This window comes from Bacillus sp. S3 (genome assembly GCF_005154805.1).
In the GTDB taxonomy this organism is placed as follows: domain Bacteria; phylum Bacillota; class Bacilli; order Bacillales; family Cytobacillaceae; genus Neobacillus.
In genome coordinates this window covers 4,009,962-4,030,448 of the sequence record NZ_CP039727.1, presented here as the reverse complement: position 1 = coordinate 4,030,448, position 20,487 = coordinate 4,009,962, and the positions used below count along the sequence as shown (strand labels likewise).

Below are 20,487 nucleotides of genomic sequence, written 5' to 3'. Positions count from 1 at the left end.
TATGTCTGTCATTCGTTAAAGTGAGAAATGAAAATAAATTTTAATGGAGGATCATTCATGACACATGTTCGTTTTGATTACTCGAAGGCTCTCCCTTTTTTTGGGGAACATGAACTTACATATCTAAGGGATGCGGTGAAAGTTGCCCACCATTCCTTAAACGAGAAAACTGGAGCCGGCAGCGATTTTTTAGGCTGGATTGAGCTGCCAACTAACTATGACAAAGAAGAATTCTCACGGATTCAAAAGGCAGCTGAGAAAATTAAGTCAGATTCTGATGTCCTTCTCGTCATTGGAATTGGCGGTTCCTATCTTGGGGCAAAGGCTGCGATTGAAATGCTGTCACACAGCTTTTACAATGCCCTGCCGAAAGAAAAAAGAAAAACGCCGCAAATCATTTTTGTTGGAAACAATATTAGCTCAAGTTACATGCAGGATGTCATCGATCTCCTTGATGGCAAGGATTTCTCTGTTAACGTAATCTCTAAATCTGGAACGACAACGGAACCGGCGATTGCCTTCCGTATTTTCCGCAAGCTATTAGAGGAAAAGTATGGCGCTGCAGAAGCACAAAAACGAATTTATGCGACAACAGACAAAGCAAGAGGTGCGCTCAAGACCTTAGCAACAGAAGAAGGTTATGAAACGTTCGTGATTCCGGATGATGTGGGCGGCCGTTATTCTGTCCTAACAGCAGTTGGATTACTGCCTATTGCTGCTTGCGGCGCCGACATTGAAAAGATGATGGAGGGTGCAAGACAGGCGCAAGGTGACTATAGTTCATCAGAGCTTGAAGAAAATCCTGCCTACCAATATGCAGCAGTAAGAAATGTACTTTATAATAAAGGGAAAACAATTGAAATGCTCATCAATTACGAACCGGGCCTTCAGTATTTTTCTGAATGGTGGAAGCAATTGTTTGGCGAGAGTGAAGGGAAGGACCAAAAAGGGATTTACCCATCTTCGGCAAACTTTTCAACAGATCTGCATTCACTTGGACAATATGTCCAAGAAGGACGCCGCGATTTGTTTGAAACAATAATTAAGGTGGAAAAACCGCGTCGTGAGTTAAAAATTGAGGCGTTTGAAAATGATTTAGATGGCTTGAATTATTTAGCAGGGCAAACGATTGATTATGTTAATAACAAGGCATTCGAAGGAACAATGCTCGCCCATACCGACGGTGGTGTGCCTAACCTTATTTTATCCATCCCGGCGATGGATGAATATACATTTGGTTACCTTGTCTACTTCTTTGAAAAAGCATGTGCCATGAGCGGTTATCTGCTTGGTGTGAATCCGTTCGATCAGCCGGGAGTAGAAGCGTATAAAGTTAATATGTTTGCTCTATTAGGCAAACCTGGATACGAAGAAAAGAAAGCCGAACTTGAAAAACGGCTAAAATAAAATAAAAAGGAGTGCTGATAACACCTGTTTCAGCACTCTTTCTATTTGAAAATTAATAGCTGATCGTCTGCTTCAATTTCAAATGTGTGAGAGGGGTTCAAAATCGTTTCTTCCCCTCTTTTAATGCCAATTAACAGGAACCCGTTTGTTAGTAGCATCAGGCATATTTCATTGAAGGTCTTTCCAATTTCATCCCCAGTAGCAGTTGAGGCAGACAATCTGCTTTCCTGCAGTTGATGGACCACGTTTGACAATAGCCCGTCCCCATTAGAATGCAGGCTATTCACCATAAATACGCTCGTCAATTTATTAGATTGAATGACCTCATCTGCACCTGCTCTTATTGCATTAACAACTTGTTCAGCTGTTAATATTTCAACAATGCATTTAACCTTTACACATAATCCTTTGATTGTCAGCAGGGTTAGGATACTATTCATATCCGCTTGAAGCTCATCATTGCCGCGGTCAGCGGTAATCAGTACCTTTTCCGCTTTTTCAATATCACTCTTGATAATTGTTTCATCCACATGTCCTTTTCCTTGAATAAAATGAACAAATCTCGATTTTACTGGATTGGCTTCAAGTGTTTCATCAATTAAGACAATCATTTGCGGATAATGAACATTGGTTAGCTTAGAAATCAGCTCCTTCGACCGTTCATTCCAGCCGATGATGACAATATGGCCATTGCCTTTGAATGGGACTCTCCCTTCAGCAAAGGCATCCTGTTTTGTTACAGCAGCAGCTGCTAATGTTCCAAAATAGGAAGAGACAATTCCAACACCAAGTAATATTAAGATTAAGGCAGTAAGCCTGCCCAAAAAAGAATGTGGTACATAATCGCCATAACCCACTGTGGATGCCGTAATAATCGCCCACCAAATGCCGTCAAAAATTGTTGGAAAGGTTCTAGGTTCTAAGAAGTGAATAGCGATTCCGAATGACAAAAATACAAGCAATGCAATGAATAGGATTCGAACAAGAAGCGGCAATCGCAAGAAACTTATATAAATCCGGTTTGGCACGACGATCACCTCTCTTTTAAACCTATTATTAGCAAAAGGACGCAGTCTCATTATTTTTTGATTAGACAGTATGAAGCGGAACTTTTTTCCAAAGCAGGATTATAAGAGAAAAGGAATAATTTCCATTCTAATAGCAAAGTGTAAAATCAAATGGACCCTTTATAAGAAGGAAATTTTGAGGTGTAGAAAAGTGGTTATTGAAACGAAGAAAGAACGAAGACTGATCCTCTTCGCTTTACTTGTTCTAGCGATCTATCTCTCCCCATTATTTATTTTGCAAGAAAATGCCCATATCAGAGTTCACGATAATTTAGATTCGAACTTGGCATGGTATAAGGTGTTAGCGAAAAGCGGAGAAATATTCGGCAACGTCAATGCAGTCATCCCCCAAATTATTAATGGCCAGCTGTCGCGAAATGCCTTTGGGACAGAATACAGCTTGATTGTTTGGTTATATGCTCTTTTTCCAACGATGATCGCTTATGGTTTAAGCCAGGCATTAACAAGAGTGGCAGCTTTCTTTGGCATGTATTTACTCCTAAAGGATCATTTTCTCATTGGTGATAAATGGCTCTCGATTCGCATTGGCAGTGCACTTGCCTTTGCTTTGACCCCATTTTGGCCATCAGGGATGCTTAGCACATTAGGAATGCCCCTGGCACTATGGGCCCTTCTTAATATCCGCAATGGAGAGAGAAGCTGGAAGAATTATCTTGTTCTAACGCTGATTCCGTTTTATGCCAGTATTGTGTTAGGGTTTTTCTTTTTTCTAACTGCAATCGGTGTCGTTTGGCTTTGGGATGTTTTACGGGGAAAGGGCTGGAACCTGCGCTTTTTGTTTGCTATTAGCTACATGACATTTATTTTTATGCTGTTAGAGTACCGGCTTGTTTATTCATTTTTGTTTTCAAAAGAACCCAATAGCCGCGATGAATATTTTCATGCCCATTTGTCATTTTGGCGGGCGGGACGTCTGTTTGTAAAAAATTACCTGTTGGGACACAACCATGTGATGACCGTACATACTTTATTAATCGTGCCTGCAACCTTTATAGCCATCTACTTTGTGTTTTCGAAAAAACTTTGGCAGCAGGAAAAACTATTTGTTTTTTTGTTTGGGCTTAATATTTTCTTATCGTTATGGTATGCCTTTTGGTTTTATGAAGGCTGGCTGCCCTTAACAGAAAAGTTCCATTTTATGAATACCTTTAATTTTGCCCGATACCATTTTTTAAGGCCGTTTGTCATTTATGCAAGCTTTGCCCTTGCATTAAAAATTATTTCACAGCAAGGAATGGACTGGACGAAAACGGCGAAATGGATGATCGTTTTACAAATCGTATTTTTGGGATTATGTAATGATGAAATCATTTATCAAGATAAGCCCACGGTTAAGGAGTTTTTCGCTGAGGACCTATTCCACGAAATCAAGGAGTATATCGCCCTCCCGCAGGAAGAATACCGGGTTGCAAGTATCGGAATCCATCCCGCTGTTTCGCAGTACAATGGCTTTTATACGGTTGATACCTATAATAATTTTTATCCATTAAGCTATAAACATCAATTTAGGAAAATAATTGAAAAGGAATTAGCTAAAAATAAAACCGTTCGAAAATATTTCGATAAGTGGGGCGGCCGTTGTTACATTTTTACAGCACAGCTTGGAAAAAGATATATGCTGAAAAAGGATTCCAAACGGCACTTGAAAAACCTTGAGCTGAACACGGATGTTTTTAAGGAAATGGGCGGCCGTTATATCTTTTCAGCGATTCCAATCGACAATGCCGAGCAAAATCAACTGTTGCTTGATAAAGTGTTTGTATCGAAAACGGCTGCATGGAAAATTTATTTATATAAGACATTGTAATCATCGGGGGTTTTGACATGATAGAACCAGTCCTTACGATTGTTGTGCCATGCTATAACGAGGAAGATGTTTTGCCAGAAACGGTCGACCAGCTCCAGGGGCTGTTGAGGGAGCTGATTCATGAGGGGCTCGTTTCCAGGCAAAGCAAAATCTTGTTTGTTGATGACGGCAGTAAGGATCATACGTGGGAATTGATTTATAAAGCCGGATTACGAAGTGACCATGTGCGGGGCTTAAAATTATCGCGCAATGTCGGGCATCAAAATGCTCTGCTCGCCGGTCTATTTACGGCTAAAGAGCAATCTGATTGTGTAGTTTCGATTGATGCCGACCTGCAGGATGATATTAGGGTCATCCGTGACTTTGTCATCAGATTCCACTCTGGCTATGAAATTGTTTATGGTGTTCGAAAAGGACGTAATACAGATACTCTGTTTAAACGAAGCACCGCCCAAGGCTTTTACAAGGTTATGAAGAAGCTGGGAGTTGACCTCGTCTATAACCATGCGGATTTTCGGCTAATGAGTAAAAGAGCAGTGGAAGAATTAGAACGGTTCCGCGAGGTTAATCTTTTTTTAAGAGGGATTGTTCCACTTTTGGGCTTTCGTTCGGATATGGTCTTTTATGACCGCTTAGAAAGGCACGCAGGTGATACGAAGTATCCATTAAAAAAAATGCTCGCCTTTGCCCTTGATGGTATTACCTCCTTTTCCATCTCACCCATCCGTTTTGTGTTAATCACAGGGTTTGTTTCCTTTTTCATGAGCCTCGTTTTTGGCGGGTACTTTTTAGCGCTTAAATTTTTTGGTGATACAGAAACCGGATGGACATCGCTGATTACTTCCATATGGTTAATCGGCGGTCTGCAATTAATTGCGATTGGATTGATTGGTGAGTATGTGGGGAAAATTTATAAAGAAACAAAACAGAGGCCCAAGTATATTGTGGATATCGATTCTTTTACTTTGCCGGCCCCAAGACACCATTTGCTCAGTGACACGTTAGAGGACAGCGGATATAGCCTTGATCTAAGAAAAGTATCAGATACGAATAACTAATGTAAGGGTTTTCCTTTTAGGAAAACTCTTTTTTAGTCGTACACCCCCTCCCTGCTGAATAGAAATGGATAGACAGGCTTTTATTTACTGATTGGGGAGAGATCTTGATGAATGTTTTTTTAAGCTATATATTACTAGGATTGTCGCTTGCCGCCCCGATTGGCCCGATTAATGCGGCACAAATAGACAGGGGAATTAGACATGGATTTTTACACTCTTGGCTCATTGGAGTGGGTGCAGTTGTTGCTGATGGGGTATATATGCTCGTGGTATACATAGGAGTTGTTCAATTTCTTGAAACGGCATTCATGCAAACCTTTCTGTGGTTCTTTGGCTGTTTTGTGCTGATGTATACAGGGATTGAAACATTTATGAATGCCGGTAAGATCAACTTAGAGTATGTCAGGGGTAAGGAACCGCTGGTGAAATCGTTTTTTTCCGGATTCTTTATGTCAATTTCTAATCCACTTACGATCCTATTCTGGCTGGGCATTTATGGCTCTGTTCTTGCCAAAACAGCTGCTGTCTATGATACGAGTCAATTGGTGCTCTATAGCAGTGCGATTTTTATCGGACTTTTGATGTGGGATATTATGATGGCGGGGGTTGCAAGCAGCTTCCGCAAGTATTTAACCTCTCGTTTACTGGTGGTCATTTCATTCTTATCAGGTCTTTCTTTGATCGGATTTGGACTTTACTTTGGGGTGCAGGCATTTCAAAATCTTTTTGGATAGAAAAAAATCCAGCAGTGAAAAGCTGGATTTTTTCTAGGCATATGCAGCTGAAAAGGGTGCTTGCGCCTTTCTTATGCTGTCGGCCATGGGTTAAGTACCTTGCTCTTTTTCTTTTTCCATTTAAAATTCATCATCAAGGTAATCAATCCAATGATGCCTAGAAAGACCAGACTAATGAAGAATCCCGGCCTGCTCGTATCATGAAACAATGTTCCGGTGACAGCAATTAAAATGAATATTGCTCCAACCGAATACATGATCTTCTCTTTTAGCTTCAACTTTAAAATTTTTCTAGAAGAGGCAAGGATAAAGATCCAATTATACAGCAGCATTAATCCTGCCGCAGTGGTAATATACTCATAAATTCGGTTGGGCATAAGCAATGCTGCAACGATGGAAGCAGTAATCCCCAGCATTGTAACCAATAATGTCGGCCATGGAACCTTTAATTTCCCTTTCTTTGAAAAACTGGCCGGCGCGTCCCCTTCTTTCCCTAAGGTCACAAGGACACTTGTAACCCCGTAAAGGGAAGCGGTCATCGTCGAAAAACCGGCAATGATGAGAGCAGCATTAAAAAAATGAGGGACAAACGAAAGATTGTAGGCATCTAAAGCAATCACAAACGGGCTTTCTTTTGCGTTAAAAGTATGCCAGGACACCATCATGACAGCCAAACCAATTGAAAGAACATAGATAAAGGTGAGCATAAACAGCATGACTTTTCCAGCCTTTGGAGCTTCTTTGGGATCCTTTAGTTTCATTGCCATTAAGCCTAATATTTCAATGCCCCCAAAGGCGTAGAAGGCAAAAATGACCGCAGACCATAACCCTTTTAACCCGCCGGGAAGTAATTCCTTTTTACTGTTAGGAAATTGAATTGGCCTGTCACCGTCAATCACGCCAAATATAGCTAAACCAGCTATAATCACAAACATTAGAATCGCAGATATCTTTAAGATGGCAAGAATATTTTCCATTTTATTTAGAAGGTTTACCCCGATAAGGATAACGGCTAATCCTAGAACACCGTAGATTGTAGCAAAAATCCATAAAGGAATTTTCGGGAACCAGAACCGGGAAAAGATCGAAAGTGCCGTCATTTGACTGCCCATAATGAGCACCTCTGAGCACCAATAGACCCAGCCGCTGCTGAAACCGGCCCAGCGCCCGTATGCCTTTTTGGCATAGGAGCGAAACCCTCCCTCCAATGGTTCTTGGGAAGTCATTTTAGACAGTGCATCAAATACAAAATACGTTCCAACTGCGGCAATGAGAAACGCAATTAAAATGGCTGGACCCGTCATTTTGATCGCTAAACTTGAGCCAAGGAAAAAACCTGTTCCAATCGTGCAGCCAACTCCGAATAATGAAAGCTGCCACCACTTCATATTATTTTCCGCTGCACCACTCTTTGATGTACCCATTGATTTTCTCCTTCTGCGAATTTCATTTAAAAAGGTTGAGGAGTGGCCCCAACCTTGTTATTCGTATTTTATATTTCACGCCCTGTTGCCCCTGGTGATTTATCGGTATTATCCTGATTGTTGTATTCCGGATCATTCAGTCCTGGCCTTTTGTTTTTGTCGCTTCCGATATATTCTGCCTTATGTTCACGCTGTTCCTGTCTAAACTTTTCAAAGTTATAATTCACCATCTCCATCGCCTCGCTTTTCATTATCTTGATTATTCTTAAGATACACGCCTTCGCCATTCTTATTCAGTTTAAGGATGATGTGGACGATTGGTTTTTGATGGAATTATATTTTCTTTACATAAACAAGCATGAAACAAATGAAAATATAAGGGTACGATATAAACAATCATCATAAATGAATAATATAAATGGTTCTGTTGATGAAAGGGGTTTTGCACATGTTATCGACACAGCAGTTAGCTGAGTTACGGATACAATTGTTGCAGGAAAAAAGTGAGGTGGAGGAACGGCTGGAACAAAATGACCATTTTGGGCTGGAGCGCGGGCATGCCCATGAATCCATGGGAGAGTTATCCAGCTACGACAACCACCCCGCTGATGAAGCAACCGAGCTATATGAACGTGAAAAGGATATAGCCTTAAACGAGCATGTTGAAACACAGTTAGGGAATATTAACCGAGCGTTAGAGGCGATGGAAAATGGAACGTATGGGAAATGTGATGTGTGTGGAAAGGAGATTCCGTTAGAACGGTTACAGGCCATTCCGAATACAACTTTTTGTATTGATCACAGTCAGGATCGGATTACCTCACACAATCGTCCGGTGGAAGAAGGGGTATTAATGCCGCCTTTCGGAAAATTTGATATGGATGAAAAGCATGAGAGTGTCGGGTTTGACTCCGAAGATTCTTGGCAGACGGTGGCAGCCTGGGGAACATCCGATACACCATCAGATTTAGCCTTTCCTCAGGATGATTTTCAGGATATGTATGTAGAAGCAGATGAAAATATCGGCTACGTCGAGGATTATGAAAATTTTGTCGGCAATGATATGTATGGAAATAATATTAAGGTCTATCCAAATCCACAGCACGAGCAGTATGAAAATGCCTTAGACGAAGAAGGAATCATGACCAGTTTCGGGGATTTGCCGGCCTATGAACACGACCCATATGTAGACCATGATGATAAATGATTAAAAAAAAAGAAAACAGCTTTCGGTGTGAGAGCTGTTTTCACTAATTTTATACTTCTTCGTGGTTTATTCCTTGAGCGGAACCATCCGTATTCATGCCGCCTTCCATGTACGAATCACTCACTTGCTCATGTGTGTCAGCAAGTCCTGAGGATAGGGTGTCCTTTTCTTGATAATAACTTGGATGATAAAAACTTCCGGCCAGTTCCTTTTTTGGATTAGCGCGTTTATTGTCCATTATAGAATCCTCCTTTTCAATATGTGTACTACAACGGTATTTTATCTTATTTTAAAATAATTACTCCTATAAATTTGAAAGGTGATGTTTTATGAACCAAAAAAATGAATTTCCAACAAGAGAAGAATTAGATCAAGCCTTCCATTTTCTCCATGACCAAATAAACAGAATTTCAGTGATCGAAGAAGTAGAAATGATGAAAAAAGATAAGGATGATCATCAAGAATAATAGAATGTATTTGGAGCATGTTACTCTCCATGAGATTTACAAAAGGATGGTTTAACAATGGAAATGAGAGAAGAGCTAGCTAAAAAGATAGCCTGGATTAGCGTAATCAGTAACATTATTCTAACGTTAGGAAAAGTAATTATTGGCTGGTATGGGCATAGTGATGCGGTCTTCGCGGATGGGATTCATTCTGCCGCCGATGTTTTCGCCTCCGTAATTGTTTTGTTAGTGATAAAAATTGCCAACAAGCCGGCAGATCAGGAACATCCATATGGGCATGGAAAAGCAGAGGTCATCGTTTCAGAAATTATTGGCATTCTGCTCTTGCTTGTTGCGATTTATGTTGCCTATGAAGGGGTTAGCGGTTTTTTCCATGAAGTGGAATCGCCCAGTTTCCTAGCCATGTGGGTTGCGCTGATTTCGTTTGTTACCAAGATTATTTTATACCGAAGTTCCCTGAAGGTGGCCAAAGAGAATCAAAGTAAGGCGATTGAAGCGATTGCTTATGATCATAAGGCAGATATTGTTGCATCCATTGCGGCTGCGATTGGGGTCCTTTTATCAATTGTTGGTGAAAGGTTTGATATCCATTTCCTGCTTTATGGGGATAAGGCCGCAAGTATCTTTGTCGCCTATTTAATTTTTAAAATTGCAAAGGAAATGTTGACAGAGGCATTTGATATCTTACTTGAGCGTAATATTAATACAGAGACTTTGTCGGAATACATTTCCGTTGTGCGGGAGTTCCAAGATGTAAAGCGGATTGACCGCATCCGGGCAAGAGAACATGGTCATTATGTATTAGTTGATTTGCGCATCTCCATTGATCATTTTAAAACGATCAAGCAGGGGCATGATCTGGCAAAATTGATCAAACGCGAACTAATGGATCAAAATGATAATATCCGTGAGGTATTAATTCATTTAAATCCCTATTTCCCTGATGACATAAATAATTCCTGAAAAAAACTCCTTTGTACTTTCCGGCGTTAGGGTTTATGATAGGATAGGATATAAAACGATGAGGGAGTTGATATTTTTGAGTTATTCCGTGGACCCGGACCCTAGTAGGCGAGGGGAAGTCAATGTCTTTGAATGGATTGAATTGAATATCTTGAATATCAACTCTAGAAAAGGTTGTTGGCTTCCTCGAACAAAGTGAGTGAGGAGGTTTTCCCATGTTAGAAATTTATAAAAGCACTGAAACAAGAGTGTTAGAAAAGGTTGATGTGATTTCAAAAGGCTGCTGGATCAATATGTACGCTCCAACGCCAGAAGAAATCAATAAAGTGTCGACAGATGTCCAAGTCGATGTAGATATTATTAAAGATGCGCTGGATGATGAAGAACGTCCAAGGATTGAACGGGATGACGGCAGGGTCTATATTATCGTCGACTTTCCGTATATTGTCCATGATGAAACGGGCTTTGCGATCTATGAAACCATTCCAATTGGGATTATTCTAACGGAAGATTGCATCATTACCGTTTCCTTAAAGGATACACCGATATTAGAGGATTTTAAGCTGAACAGGGTGAAAGAGTTCTTTACCTTTAAAAAGACGCGATTTGCGCTGCAAATTCTGTTTGTTATTTCTTCGTATTATCTTCGTTACTTAAAACAAATTAACAAGAAAACAAATGAAATTGAACGTGTCGTTCAGCAGTCATTGAAAAATAAAGAATTATATGCGTTTCTTGCCTTAGAGAAATCTTTGGTTTACTTTACAACTTCCCTAAAATCAAATAAAGTAGTTCTCGATAAAATTCTCCGCTTTAATTATTTAAAAATGTATGAAGAAGACAAAGACTTATTAGAAGATGTCATTATTGAAAAAACACAGGCTATTGAGATGGCTGAAACCTATCGTTCCATTTTGAATGGAATGATGAATGCCTTTGCCTCAATCATTTCAAATAACCTAAACATTGTGATGAAGTTTTTAACTTCGATTACGATTATTTTATCTTTCCCAACGATGGTGTTCAGCCTATTTGGAATGAACGTGGAATTACCTTTTGAAAATAATCCGCACGGGTTTATTTTTACTCTAATCATTTGCGGCATCTTATCTACATTAGCAGCGATTATTTTTTGGAAAAAGAAATATTTCTAGATTACTAGCCTTTCATTAGGCTGGTTTTTTTTTTTCGTAGATTTTAAAATAGATCTTATTTCATAAATTTGAAGAAAAAAAGATTAATTCGACTTTATTTTTTTTAATAAATCCCTATCAAAAGTTACCTATTTTATAAAAAAACAAAAATTTTCCCAACTTTTTTCGAATAATTCTTTGTTATTTTGCTTGCAAAGTCAGAATATGTTTAAACATCAGCAGAATATTCATTTTGGATGAAGATTTTACAATCCAAGAGAAAGACAGGGGAAAATAGTGAAAAGAGCCATCTGGATCCTAATCCGGATGGTTTTTACTAAGATGGAACTATTCAACCTTTTACAAATAGTCAGATAAATAGCTGTTAGAAAGGGGGCTGATATAGTAAAATAGTATAAAACGAAAGGCAAGCGGGTGACATTATGGAATTCGGAGCCTTGATCAAATTCTATCGGACACAAAGAGGAATGACACAGACGGAGCTTGCAAAAGGCATTTGCTCTGTCCCGCATTTAAGTAAAATAGAAAATAACTCGAAGGAAGCAAACGAGGAAACGGTATCGCTTTTACTAAAAAGACTAGAAATTAGCTTGGAGCAGATGGAGGAGAAAGAAGACTTAATTCAGGTCTTAATTGGTCAGCTTGGAGAAAAGATCAATTACTATTTAAAGGACACGATTGATGAAGTTTATCTGAAGCTTCAAGAACATGAACATATTATACCATTCTCTAAATATATCCATACGTATGAACTATATAAATACCGCTACCTATTATTTAAAGGTAGTTTAAAAGAAGCAGAGATTCAGAGGGACCTGCTATTTAAACAAAAGAAAAATTTTTCCCAACATGAAGAGTATTTATTTCGATACTATAATGCTGTATTTTTAATTATGAAGGGACATTTTAAAGCAGCAGAAGAATTGCTCGATGCTTTATATAGTGAACCAAGTCATGATATGCCAAGTGCAGACTTTTTTTACCACCGGGCAATTGTAAAAAGCGCACTGGAGCAATCAGGGCATGCGATTCACTTTGGCAAGATGGCCCTGCAGCTGTTTATGAGCGAACAAAATTTTTATCGAATTCTTCATACATTAATGCTGCTAGGGATTAACTACACCCACTCAAATATTTATGAAGAAGCGGAAGAATGCTTCAGGCATTTGATTCGGAATGCAGATCTACTTAAAGAGGATAGACTGCTGCCGCAAATTTATCATAATATGGGCTACTTACAAAATAAAAAGAAAAATGCAAAAGAGGCTTTGATCTTTTACGAAAAAAGCCTGGCACTTCAGCCCAAAAATAATCCGCATTATCTTGTCACTCTTTATTCGATTGGAGAAATTCAATATGCCCTCCAAGCAACGGATAAAGCGAGGGAGTCCTTCCAAGTAGTTTGTTTATGTGCGAAGGAGCTTGGCGTTAAAAAATATCGATTGCTGGCAGATTTTTATTTATTGCATATGGTATCCCCCGGAAAGGCGTTCAAATATTTAGAATCAAAAGTAATTCCTTTTCTGGAAGAAACGAATGAACACCTTAATGACCTCACCCGTTTTTACAAAATGCTTTCAGATTACTATACGCAGCAGGAAAAATACTCTGAAGCAGTTTATTATTTAAATAAAATAACGTAAGGAGCTCGGAAATTATGAAAAAGGCCGCGATTCTATTATTTTCGATTACATTACTTGTTTTCTCATCACCGGTGACTGGAACTAGCAGCGCAAAAACATCTGTAAATATAGCAGATGCTGCTTCCACTACTGATCATCCAATCTTACCTCCAGTATAATACCAACCTTTAAACCTCTGATTTAGTCAGGGGTTTCTTTATTGGCAAATTTTTAAAAGAGGATTAAATGAAAACAAATGATTTGCTCCATAATTTTGGATAAAACGAATGAAACCTGCCTGAAAATGGATATCCTAATGACATGTGTAGTTAATTTTAAGGAGGATATTATGAAATCATTTGTAGTAGGTTTCCATCAAGAGGATCGTATCGATAGCATGCAGATTCAAAAACTCAATCAGGAGGAGTTCGATAAAGCAACCGAAGGCGGAACGAGACATTTATTTGAACTCGACACAAATATTGGCTTTTTTGTTTTTTTCGATGGGGCAGATGTCGATGGTGACATCTCCTACATGGTGTTGCAATATGAAGAAGACAATGAAGAACCAGTTGCCTGTTACTCCTTCCAGCTGAAGGACTTTTACGAATTCATGGCCCTTTTCTTAAATGACCTGGAATTCAGCGAGGAAACAGATGAAGAGGACGAGGATTACGGCCCAATCCATCATTTAGCACACCTCTTGTTCCATATTGTAGAAGAAGGAAAAGACCTGGAGGTTTGAAAATGCTGGCTTCGTAAATTTTTTTCAAAAAATCGGTCTTTTTCGCTAGGAATTTTATTTTATAGGGAAAGGACACCAGATGATGGCGTCCTTTTTCGCCTTTTTTAGGCAAGTTTTTCAGCTGTTGTTTAGGTTATTTTATTCTATCGGCGAATTTCGGTGTTCAATCAGCGAATATGGCCGTTCAATCAGCGAATTGCATATGTACCCCTTACTTCATTGTTGGGGAACTCACCAGGGGAAGCTCTTAGGAGTATAGCATCGGAATCTGTTCTTCCCAATGTATTGAAGGTTACAAGATTGCAATATTCTTTTTGCTGTATCACTTGATTGTAAGTGAGCAAATTCCCGAAACTGCTTATTAGTTATGGTGGTATCAATCAGCAAAAAATAATCCTTAAGGGCTTCTATATGCGCATCTTTTGAAAAAGTATTACAAATAGGGCAGTACCAATTTTGTTTCTTTCGAATAAGGGAATGGTCTGGGGATGTCGGGCAATGGACCCCGGTTGATAAATCCGACTTCTGAATTCCGTACTTTTGCAATACGTAATTTGTTGGTAAGGTATTCATTTTTAAGAGGAGACGGCAAAACTTTCGGAGCTCTTTTGTGGATAAAAGCGGTTTCGAATATTGTGTTTCTAAAAGCTTAATTTTATTTAAGAAGACGTCGGCTTTACAAACCTTTGATTTCACTTTGTAGGCGTTTTTCCCAGTAACAACGTATGACGTATATCCATTACTAATAACGACTAAATATTCAACCGGCACTGCAGGGAAATGATGTTTAGCAAAAAGTTTCTGTATGTACTTTTGATGCCTTTCTGCTTGAGCAATTGGATAGGGATATCCTTTTTCAATTCCATTATTGATTTGAATAAACTGTTCATTTTCAGTATCAAATATTAGCTTACCGGCTATATTTTTAACATCAATTGCTAAGGCAAATTCCTGAGTTACAAGCAGGGTATCGATTTGACAGTTATAGTCACCATCAGGAAGGTTTAAATCGTGGAGGATCTTGTATTTCTGATCTGGGAGTTCGCGATAGTAGTAATCCATTGATTGCTCTCCTAAGTATCCAGCCTGTCTTCTCTTAACTTCTTCCAATATTGATTGGTATTTTTTATGACTTACTGGAATTCGTCGGAGTAAAGCCTCTAAAATCAATAGTATTAACGGTTTTGTCCTTTCTTTTACAAGCAAAATCATCTCTCCTTTCATTTTAAAAATTAATTCTAAGTTGAAGTATGGGATTCCTGCCGAATTGTATCGATTTTTGTAAAAAGTTTTCCGAGTATACCTTTTTCGACACAACTCATTCACATAACAAGCGAATTTCCATCTTCTATCGGCGAATTTTGGCAGTCTATCGGCGAATTTGAGGTTTCAATCAGCGAATTTCGATGTTCAATCAGCGAATATGGCCGTTCAATCAGCGAATCTCAAATTAAAGTCAAAGTGCTTCCAAAGAGCAATATTCATAACGCGTAAGTAAAAATGCACCGGACTACGTAGTGTGTCCGGTGCATTTTTATTAGTTTTTAGCAGACTCTTTTTTATTAACGACAACCCGGGCATTACCCATAAAGAAGATTGTTACCGCAGCAAGAACGATCGGAATCAATGCAAGCATAAAGGCATGGGTAATGGAATCGGACATTGCATGAACAATTTTTGATAAAATAAAATCCGGAATCTTCGCACGCTCGCTTGCTTGAAATATCTCGCGTGGATCGCCCATCTTAAAATTACCTGCACCCTGCATGCCTGAAAATGCCGCCTTTAATTTATCCTGAAAAACATTGCCCTGGATGGTACCGAAAATCGTTACTCCAAGTGTCATCCCAAACGAACGTAGGAAAGAGTTGGTCGAGTTAGCTGTTCCCCGGTATTGCGGCTCCAAATTATGAATCGATGCAGTCGGCAATAAAGAAAATGAAAAGCCTACCCCGAAGCCGACAAGAATCATATAAAGCGTCAATTGCCAGCGGGCCGTGTCAACGGTCATGCCGCCAAGGAAAAACATCCCTAAACAATAGGAAACAATCGAAATTAACATCAGGTTGCGATATGAAGTCTTGGTCAAAAAGATTCCGCCAACGGAACTTCCTGCCACAGATCCTAACATCATCGGAGTCAAAATCAATCCGGCATTTTTAGCTGTTCCACCATAAACTCCTTGGACGAAAATCGGGATAAATACGGTTAATATAATAAAGGTGCCGCCGTAAAGGAAGGCCAGGATTTGTGAGGTCGCAAACAGTCTTTTCTTAAATAGCCAAAGCGGCAAAATCGGTTCGGCAGCCTTTATTTCGGCAATGAAAAAGGCAATAATAAAGATTATGAAGCTTGCAAACAAAGCAAGAATTTGCGCGGAACTCCAGGCATATTCTTTACCGCCGAGTTCGAGGGCAAACATTAAACTAACAACAGAAATAACAAGCGTAAAGGCACCGACCCAATCAATTTTCTGCTTGGAATGGCTTAATGATTCATGATAAAAACGAATAATTAAGATAAGCGAAATGATTCCAATCGGAACATTTACATAGAAAATCCAATGCCAGCTAATGTAGTCTGTAATGTAGGCGCCTAGTAACGGTCCTAATACACTTGATGCTCCGAATACCGCTCCGAGTAAGCCCGTCATTTTTCCGCGTTTTTCAGGCGGAAAAATATCAAATACGATGGTAAAGGCAATCGGCATGAGCGCACCGCCGCCAATTCCCTGAATGGCACGGAAGATACTTAATTGAATAATGGTTTGGGCAATTCCGCATAGGGCCGAGCCAGCGAGGAATACGACTAATCCGAAAATAAAGAAGCGTTTCCGGCCATACATATCGGAAAGTTTACCGAATATCGGCATACCGGCCATAACGGCAACCATATAAGCTGAAGTTACCCAAATAAATTTGTCAAAGCCGCCCAGGTCGGAAACGATGGTTCCCATTGCCGTCGCGACAATCGTATTATCCATGGCCGACATTAAAATGGCAAGCAAGATACCTGTAACAACAAGCTTAAGATTATTGTCTTTTTTAATCATAAAGTTCTCCTTCTTTTCTTCCGAATAAATTGTGGTAGAGTAAGCCTCCTTGACTATTAGTTTTCTAAAAAAGGTAAAAAATTGCTCTTGGAGATAAAGCAATTTTAAAAGGAAGGATAGGCCTTGTCAATGCAAAATATTAAACACAAAAAGAGGGACTCATAATAGAGTCCCTCCGAATGAAATGAATGGCTTTACGCTTTTAAAATATCATGGTCAACGTAGCGCTCACCGTTGATTTCACTGATTACATTGATGGCTACCTTCGCGCCGTCGCCAGCAGTAACTATGGTATGCATGCTTACTCCCGCGATAGTTCCAGCTGCCCAAATTCCTTCTATATTTGTTTTTCCTGCTGCATCCACATCTAGAATGGTTTTAACTCTTGGTTCGGTGCCAGGCTTAGTAGTTAGACCGGCTTTTTCAGCTAGATCGGCCATCATCCCTGTTGCCATAATGACATGATTTGCTTCATATTCACCTTGATCGGTTTCTACTTTTAAGCCATTGTCCGTTTTGCTAACGTTTGCAACAGTAGCTTGTACAATTTCAGCGCCAAATTTACTAGCCTGTTTTTTCCCTGTCTCTACAAGATCTGGCCCGCTGATTTCTAAGACGCCATAATGATTTTCAATCCAAGCACGCTTGGTAACGCTTTTATCATTATCAATGATCAAAGTTTTCTTTCCAGCCTTTGCTGTAAATAGGGCTGCACTTGCGCCTGCAGGACCGGCACCAATGATAACTACATCAAACATCTCGAAAACCTCCATTTTAAAAGTTATGTCAATAATATCCTATCTTATCCAATTCAGAATGTAAAATTGTCTGCTTGTTTCAAGACTTTAGGACTGCGAAGCACATCGCAGAATTGTAGTTAGTTATCCCAATTTTCCGAATTTAGTTGTAATGAAATGTTTTTATTTACGCTGCTTACTTTATCAGGTAAAATACTTAAAGTAAAACACATAAGAATAGTAGGAATTAAAGAACACTATGTCACTATTATTCTCTAGTTTTTACATAAAACTTCTATTTGGGGGGATATACAAGATGTTTCGTAAAAAGGTTTCAATTTTCGCAGCACTTTTACTAAGTATGGTTTTAGTACTTGCGGGCTGTTCTTCAAAATCTTCGGACACAGCAAGCACTAAAAATAAATCTGAAGAAACCAATAAACCAGATACATTTATTTACGGTATTGACGGGGATCCAGGAAACGCAGTTAACGTCATTACTACTGGTGATCGTTTCGGTTTAATGGAAATCAAAACGGTCTACTCTCCACTATATATGTATAATGGAAAAGACGCTATCGAGTACTTTTTAGCAGAAAGCATGACACCTTCTGATGATTTCTTAACCTATACAGCTAAATTAAGAAAAGACGTAAAATGGCATGATGGACAGCCATTTACAGCAGATGATGTCGTTTTCACGTATGAGCAAATGTTAAAAGAAGAAAATGGCGGGTGGGCTAGAAGTCAGCTGATATTCAACAATCAGCCAGTCAAAGTGGAAAAAGTGGATGAATATACTGTAAAATTCACACTGCCAACGGTAAGTATGGGAGCAATCGAAGCATTAGGCAATATCTTCATCATGCCGAAGCATGTGTACGAGGGTGAAACCAACATTGCTAACAGTCCAAAAAATGCAACACCGGTTGGTACTGGACCATATAAATTGAAAGAATACAAGGCTGGGGAAAGTGTTACATTTGAAAAAAATGATGACTATTTCCTAGGCGCTCCGAACATTTCAAAGGTTGTCTACCGTATTATTATGGATGCAAATACTGCAACGATGGCTTTACAAAAGGGAGAAATCAATGCACTTGTGATTCAGCCTTCAGATGCCAGCAAATTTAAAGGAAACGATAATATTACATTGAAAGAATATGAAGAAGGACGAATTGGCTATTTAGCCTTTAACCTTAGCTCAAAGGCTGTTCAGTCAAAAGATGTAAGAAAGGCAATTGCTTATGGTTTAAATCGTGATGAAATCAATATTGCCAGCTATGTATCTACCGATTTTTCAAAACCTGCCTATTCTTTCTTACCTAAAAAGGCGACCTACTTTACTGATCATGTAGAAAAACATAAATTTGATACGAAAAAGGCAAAAGATCAATTAGCTAAAGCAGGGGCTTCTGACTTGAAATTAAAACTTGCTTTTATTGCGAATAATCCAATTCAGCAAAAGCAAGCGGCAGTTATTCAGCAAAACTTAAAAGCAGCAGGAGTATCAGTTGAACTAGTTGGAATGGATGCAACTGCGCTAAGCCAAAAAATGCAAAGTGTGCACACAGACTTTGATATGTATCTTGGCGGATACATCATGGGAATTGATCCGGATACCTTTAATTCCTTGTTTGTAACCGATGGAGAAGCCAATTACATGCATTATAGTAATCCAAAAGTGGATGAGTTGTTTAATCAAGGCCGCGTAGAGAAAGACGATGCTAAACGAAAAGCTATATATGAAGAAATTCAAAAATTGATTATCGACGATGCAGCATTCTATCCGTTAATGGAAAATAAGCGAATTCTTGCGATTGATTCAAGAATCAAAGGAATCGAGGAAGCAGGCTTGGTTCCGGTTTATACGTTTGAGGATATGTCGAAGCTTTCTTATTAATATCAATAGTTGCATGAGTAGATAAAGATAAACAGGACGCTGTTTATCTTTATTTATTAGCAATAAAAGATTTAGAATAAGAGAGTTATAGGGTAAAAGTATCGGTTTCCTTTTGATTGGTTGTTTCGGCAGCAGGGAACGTAAGGAGTGGAATTCTTTTTGTTAAAGTACAGTATTAAACGATTTTTACAGGCAATTCCTTTGTTATTCATTATTTCGGTTATTTGTTTTACACTCATTCAATTAGCTCCATACGATGCAGTTGATGCAATGACAACACCAAACATGTCGAAGGAAACCATTGAATTGATTAAAGCAAGCTATGGATTAGATCAGCCTGCCTATATTCAGTATCTATATTGGGTAAAAGGAATAGTTAGCGGTGAATGGGGCTACTCCATTGTGACACATGAAAGCATTACAAATGATCTTTCAGTCAGAATACCTAATACCATTCTCCTTGTGCTTCCGGCATATCTTCTTGCTCTTATATTATCCATTATCCTTGGCCTCATCGCCGGAGCGAATAAAGGAAAATGGGCGGATAAAATCATTGATGGTTTAAGTTCATTTGGAATTGCTATTCCTAGCTTCTGGATGGCGATGATTCTTGTATTTATTTTTGGGTATCAACTTAATATTTTCCCCATCCTTGGTATGCATACGATTGGGAACGAAGATTCCTTTGCAGATTTACTCAGTCACATGGTTCTCCCATGTACCGTCTTAATTCTCTCATTTATGCCGGAATTGGTCCGTTATGTGCGCTCCTCAACCATTGGTCAGTTATCCGAAGACTATGTGATGGTGCAACAGGCATACGGGGCTGCCTCATCATGGATTTTATTCAAGCATGTATTGAGAAATGTGCTGCTTCCGATTATTACGATTGTCGGGATGAGCCTGCCGATGTTAGTAACAGGCGCTGTTGTCACAGAGACTGTTTTTGGCTGGCCGGGAATTGGGACTTATTTTGTCAAAGCGATTCAAGGGTTTGATTATCCTGTCGTTATGGCAATTATGCTCCTATCTTCGACATTGGTTATTATTGGTAATTTGGTATCGGATCTGTTATATAGCATTGTTGACCCAAGAATTAAGGGAATGGGGGAATAGAAA

20 protein-coding genes are annotated in these 20,487 nt (G+C 39.1%); 13 read left to right on the top strand and 7 right to left on the bottom strand.

Translation table 11 applies throughout. The annotated features are described in order from the left end of the window. Positions 1-57: 57 nt before the first annotated feature. Positions 58-1,407 (top strand): glucose-6-phosphate isomerase, encoded by a 1,350-nt coding sequence (locus FAY30_RS19615; protein WP_149871442.1) that lies wholly within the window; start codon positions 58-60, stop codon positions 1,405-1,407. A gap of 41 nt (positions 1,408-1,448) precedes the next feature. Here the strand turns inward: FAY30_RS19615 and FAY30_RS19610 are convergent, their stop codons facing one another. Further along, positions 1,449-2,435 (bottom strand): potassium channel family protein, encoded by a 987-nt coding sequence (locus FAY30_RS19610; RefSeq protein ID WP_149871441.1) that lies wholly within the window; start codon positions 2,433-2,435, stop codon positions 1,449-1,451. Between the two features lie 190 nt (positions 2,436-2,625). Between FAY30_RS19610 and FAY30_RS19605 the strand changes: the two genes are divergently transcribed. The 3 genes from FAY30_RS19605 to FAY30_RS19595 all read left to right on the top strand — a co-directional run bounded on the left by FAY30_RS19605 (position 2,626) and on the right by FAY30_RS19595 (position 6,094). After that, on the top strand, positions 2,626-4,302 hold the full coding sequence (locus FAY30_RS19605; RefSeq protein ID WP_149871440.1) for a DUF6044 family protein: 1,677 nt from the start codon (positions 2,626-2,628) through the stop codon (positions 4,300-4,302). 17 nt (positions 4,303-4,319) lie between these two features. Next, positions 4,320-5,360, top strand: coding sequence for a glycosyltransferase family 2 protein (locus tag FAY30_RS19600; RefSeq protein ID WP_149871439.1), 1,041 nt, complete (start codon positions 4,320-4,322; stop codon positions 5,358-5,360). A gap of 107 nt (positions 5,361-5,467) precedes the next feature. Further along, on the top strand, positions 5,468-6,094 hold the full coding sequence (locus FAY30_RS19595; RefSeq protein WP_149871438.1) for a LysE family translocator: 627 nt from the start codon (positions 5,468-5,470) through the stop codon (positions 6,092-6,094). 71 nt (positions 6,095-6,165) lie between these two features. Here FAY30_RS19595 and FAY30_RS19590 read toward each other — a convergent pair whose 3' ends face one another. Both FAY30_RS19590 and FAY30_RS19585 read right to left on the bottom strand, forming a co-directional pair. Continuing rightward, a complete protein-coding gene (locus tag FAY30_RS19590; RefSeq protein WP_149871437.1) occupies positions 6,166-7,518 on the bottom strand; it encodes an amino acid permease in 1,353 nt (450 codons plus the stop codon). A gap of 68 nt (positions 7,519-7,586) precedes the next feature. Continuing rightward, positions 7,587-7,748, bottom strand: a complete 162-nt coding sequence (locus FAY30_RS19585; protein WP_190284697.1) for a hypothetical protein — start codon at positions 7,746-7,748, stop codon at positions 7,587-7,589. Positions 7,749-7,966: 218 nt separating this feature from the next. Between FAY30_RS19585 and FAY30_RS19580 the strand changes: the two genes are divergently transcribed. Beyond that, positions 7,967-8,725 carry a TraR/DksA C4-type zinc finger protein gene (locus FAY30_RS19580; protein WP_149871435.1) on the top strand — a complete coding sequence of 253 codons (759 nt, stop codon included), beginning with the start codon at positions 7,967-7,969 and terminating at the stop codon, positions 8,723-8,725. 49 nt (positions 8,726-8,774) lie between these two features. Here the strand turns inward: FAY30_RS19580 and FAY30_RS19575 are convergent, their stop codons facing one another. After that, entirely contained in the window at positions 8,775-8,963 is a 189-nt protein-coding gene (locus FAY30_RS19575; RefSeq protein ID WP_149871434.1) for a YozQ family protein, read from the bottom strand. A gap of 91 nt (positions 8,964-9,054) precedes the next feature. On the opposite strand from FAY30_RS19575, the gene FAY30_RS27265 reads away from it, so the two are divergent. The 6 genes from FAY30_RS27265 (at position 9,055) to FAY30_RS19555 (ending at position 13,676) form a co-directional block, all read left to right on the top strand. Further along, positions 9,055-9,192 carry a hypothetical protein gene (locus FAY30_RS27265; RefSeq protein ID WP_190284696.1) on the top strand — a complete coding sequence of 46 codons (138 nt, stop codon included), beginning with the start codon at positions 9,055-9,057 and terminating at the stop codon, positions 9,190-9,192. Between the two features lie 57 nt (positions 9,193-9,249). Continuing rightward, positions 9,250-10,155, top strand: coding sequence for a cation diffusion facilitator family transporter (locus tag FAY30_RS19570; RefSeq protein ID WP_149871433.1), 906 nt, complete (start codon positions 9,250-9,252; stop codon positions 10,153-10,155). A 215-nt stretch (positions 10,156-10,370) separates the two neighbouring features. Next, on the top strand, positions 10,371-11,309 hold the full coding sequence (locus tag FAY30_RS19565) for a magnesium transporter CorA family protein (protein ID WP_149871432.1): 939 nt from the start codon (positions 10,371-10,373) through the stop codon (positions 11,307-11,309). A gap of 422 nt (positions 11,310-11,731) precedes the next feature. After that, positions 11,732-12,952, top strand: a complete 1,221-nt coding sequence (locus FAY30_RS19560; protein WP_149871431.1) for a helix-turn-helix domain-containing protein — start codon at positions 11,732-11,734, stop codon at positions 12,950-12,952. Between the two features lie 14 nt (positions 12,953-12,966). After that, positions 12,967-13,110, top strand: a complete 144-nt coding sequence (locus FAY30_RS27260; RefSeq protein WP_190284695.1) for a hypothetical protein — start codon at positions 12,967-12,969, stop codon at positions 13,108-13,110. 170 nt (positions 13,111-13,280) lie between these two features. Continuing rightward, positions 13,281-13,676 (top strand): cytosolic protein, encoded by a 396-nt coding sequence (locus FAY30_RS19555; RefSeq protein WP_149871430.1) that lies wholly within the window; start codon positions 13,281-13,283, stop codon positions 13,674-13,676. A 231-nt stretch (positions 13,677-13,907) separates the two neighbouring features. Here FAY30_RS19555 and FAY30_RS19550 read toward each other — a convergent pair whose 3' ends face one another. From FAY30_RS19550 to FAY30_RS19540, 3 genes are all read right to left on the bottom strand, one after another. After that, positions 13,908-14,882: a nuclease-related domain-containing protein gene (locus tag FAY30_RS19550; RefSeq protein ID WP_190284694.1), complete on the bottom strand. Its 975-nt coding sequence runs from the start codon at positions 14,880-14,882 to the stop codon at positions 13,908-13,910. Between the two features lie 331 nt (positions 14,883-15,213). After that, positions 15,214-16,728, bottom strand: coding sequence for an MDR family MFS transporter (locus tag FAY30_RS19545; protein WP_149871428.1), 1,515 nt, complete (start codon positions 16,726-16,728; stop codon positions 15,214-15,216). A 194-nt stretch (positions 16,729-16,922) separates the two neighbouring features. Beyond that, the gene (locus FAY30_RS19540; RefSeq protein ID WP_149871427.1) at positions 16,923-17,486 is read right to left on the bottom strand and encodes an FAD-dependent oxidoreductase; all 564 of its coding nucleotides are present in this window, start codon (positions 17,484-17,486) and stop codon (positions 16,923-16,925) included. Between the two features lie 295 nt (positions 17,487-17,781). On the opposite strand from FAY30_RS19540, the gene FAY30_RS19535 reads away from it, so the two are divergent. Then, a complete protein-coding gene (locus FAY30_RS19535; RefSeq protein ID WP_149871426.1) occupies positions 17,782-19,368 on the top strand; it encodes an ABC transporter substrate-binding protein in 1,587 nt (528 codons plus the stop codon). A 159-nt stretch (positions 19,369-19,527) separates the two neighbouring features. Beyond that, positions 19,528-20,484 carry an ABC transporter permease gene (locus FAY30_RS19530; RefSeq protein ID WP_149871425.1) on the top strand — a complete coding sequence of 319 codons (957 nt, stop codon included), beginning with the start codon at positions 19,528-19,530 and terminating at the stop codon, positions 20,482-20,484. Positions 20,485-20,487 lie beyond the last annotated feature (3 nt).

Excerpts from the sequence above, each read along its gene's own strand:
- FAY30_RS19615 (WP_149871442.1), top strand. The coding sequence starts at position 58 with ATGACACATGTTCGTTTTGATTACTCGAAGGCTCTCCCTTTTTTTGGG.
- FAY30_RS19600 (WP_149871439.1), top strand. The coding sequence starts at position 4,320 with ATGATAGAACCAGTCCTTACGATTGTTGTGCCATGCTATAACGAGGAA.
- FAY30_RS19595 (WP_149871438.1), top strand. The coding sequence starts at position 5,468 with ATGAATGTTTTTTTAAGCTATATATTACTAGGATTGTCGCTTGCCGCC.
- FAY30_RS19590 (WP_149871437.1), bottom strand. The coding sequence starts at position 7,518 with ATGGGTACATCAAAGAGTGGTGCAGCGGAAAATAATATGAAGTGGTGG.
- FAY30_RS19585 (WP_190284697.1), bottom strand. The coding sequence starts at position 7,748 with ATGGTGAATTATAACTTTGAAAAGTTTAGACAGGAACAGCGTGAACAT.
- FAY30_RS19580 (WP_149871435.1), top strand. The coding sequence starts at position 7,967 with ATGTTATCGACACAGCAGTTAGCTGAGTTACGGATACAATTGTTGCAG.
- FAY30_RS19575 (WP_149871434.1), bottom strand. The coding sequence starts at position 8,963 with ATGGACAATAAACGCGCTAATCCAAAAAAGGAACTGGCCGGAAGTTTT.
- FAY30_RS27265 (WP_190284696.1), top strand. The coding sequence starts at position 9,055 with ATGAACCAAAAAAATGAATTTCCAACAAGAGAAGAATTAGATCAAGCC.
- FAY30_RS19570 (WP_149871433.1), top strand. The coding sequence starts at position 9,250 with ATGGAAATGAGAGAAGAGCTAGCTAAAAAGATAGCCTGGATTAGCGTA.
- FAY30_RS19565 (WP_149871432.1), top strand. The coding sequence starts at position 10,371 with ATGTTAGAAATTTATAAAAGCACTGAAACAAGAGTGTTAGAAAAGGTT.
- FAY30_RS19560 (WP_149871431.1), top strand. The coding sequence starts at position 11,732 with ATGGAATTCGGAGCCTTGATCAAATTCTATCGGACACAAAGAGGAATG.
- FAY30_RS27260 (WP_190284695.1), top strand. The coding sequence starts at position 12,967 with ATGAAAAAGGCCGCGATTCTATTATTTTCGATTACATTACTTGTTTTC.
- FAY30_RS19555 (WP_149871430.1), top strand. The coding sequence starts at position 13,281 with ATGAAATCATTTGTAGTAGGTTTCCATCAAGAGGATCGTATCGATAGC.
- FAY30_RS19545 (WP_149871428.1), bottom strand. The coding sequence starts at position 16,728 with ATGATTAAAAAAGACAATAATCTTAAGCTTGTTGTTACAGGTATCTTG.
- FAY30_RS19540 (WP_149871427.1), bottom strand. The coding sequence starts at position 17,486 with ATGTTTGATGTAGTTATCATTGGTGCCGGTCCTGCAGGCGCAAGTGCA.
- FAY30_RS19535 (WP_149871426.1), top strand. The coding sequence starts at position 17,782 with ATGTTTCGTAAAAAGGTTTCAATTTTCGCAGCACTTTTACTAAGTATG.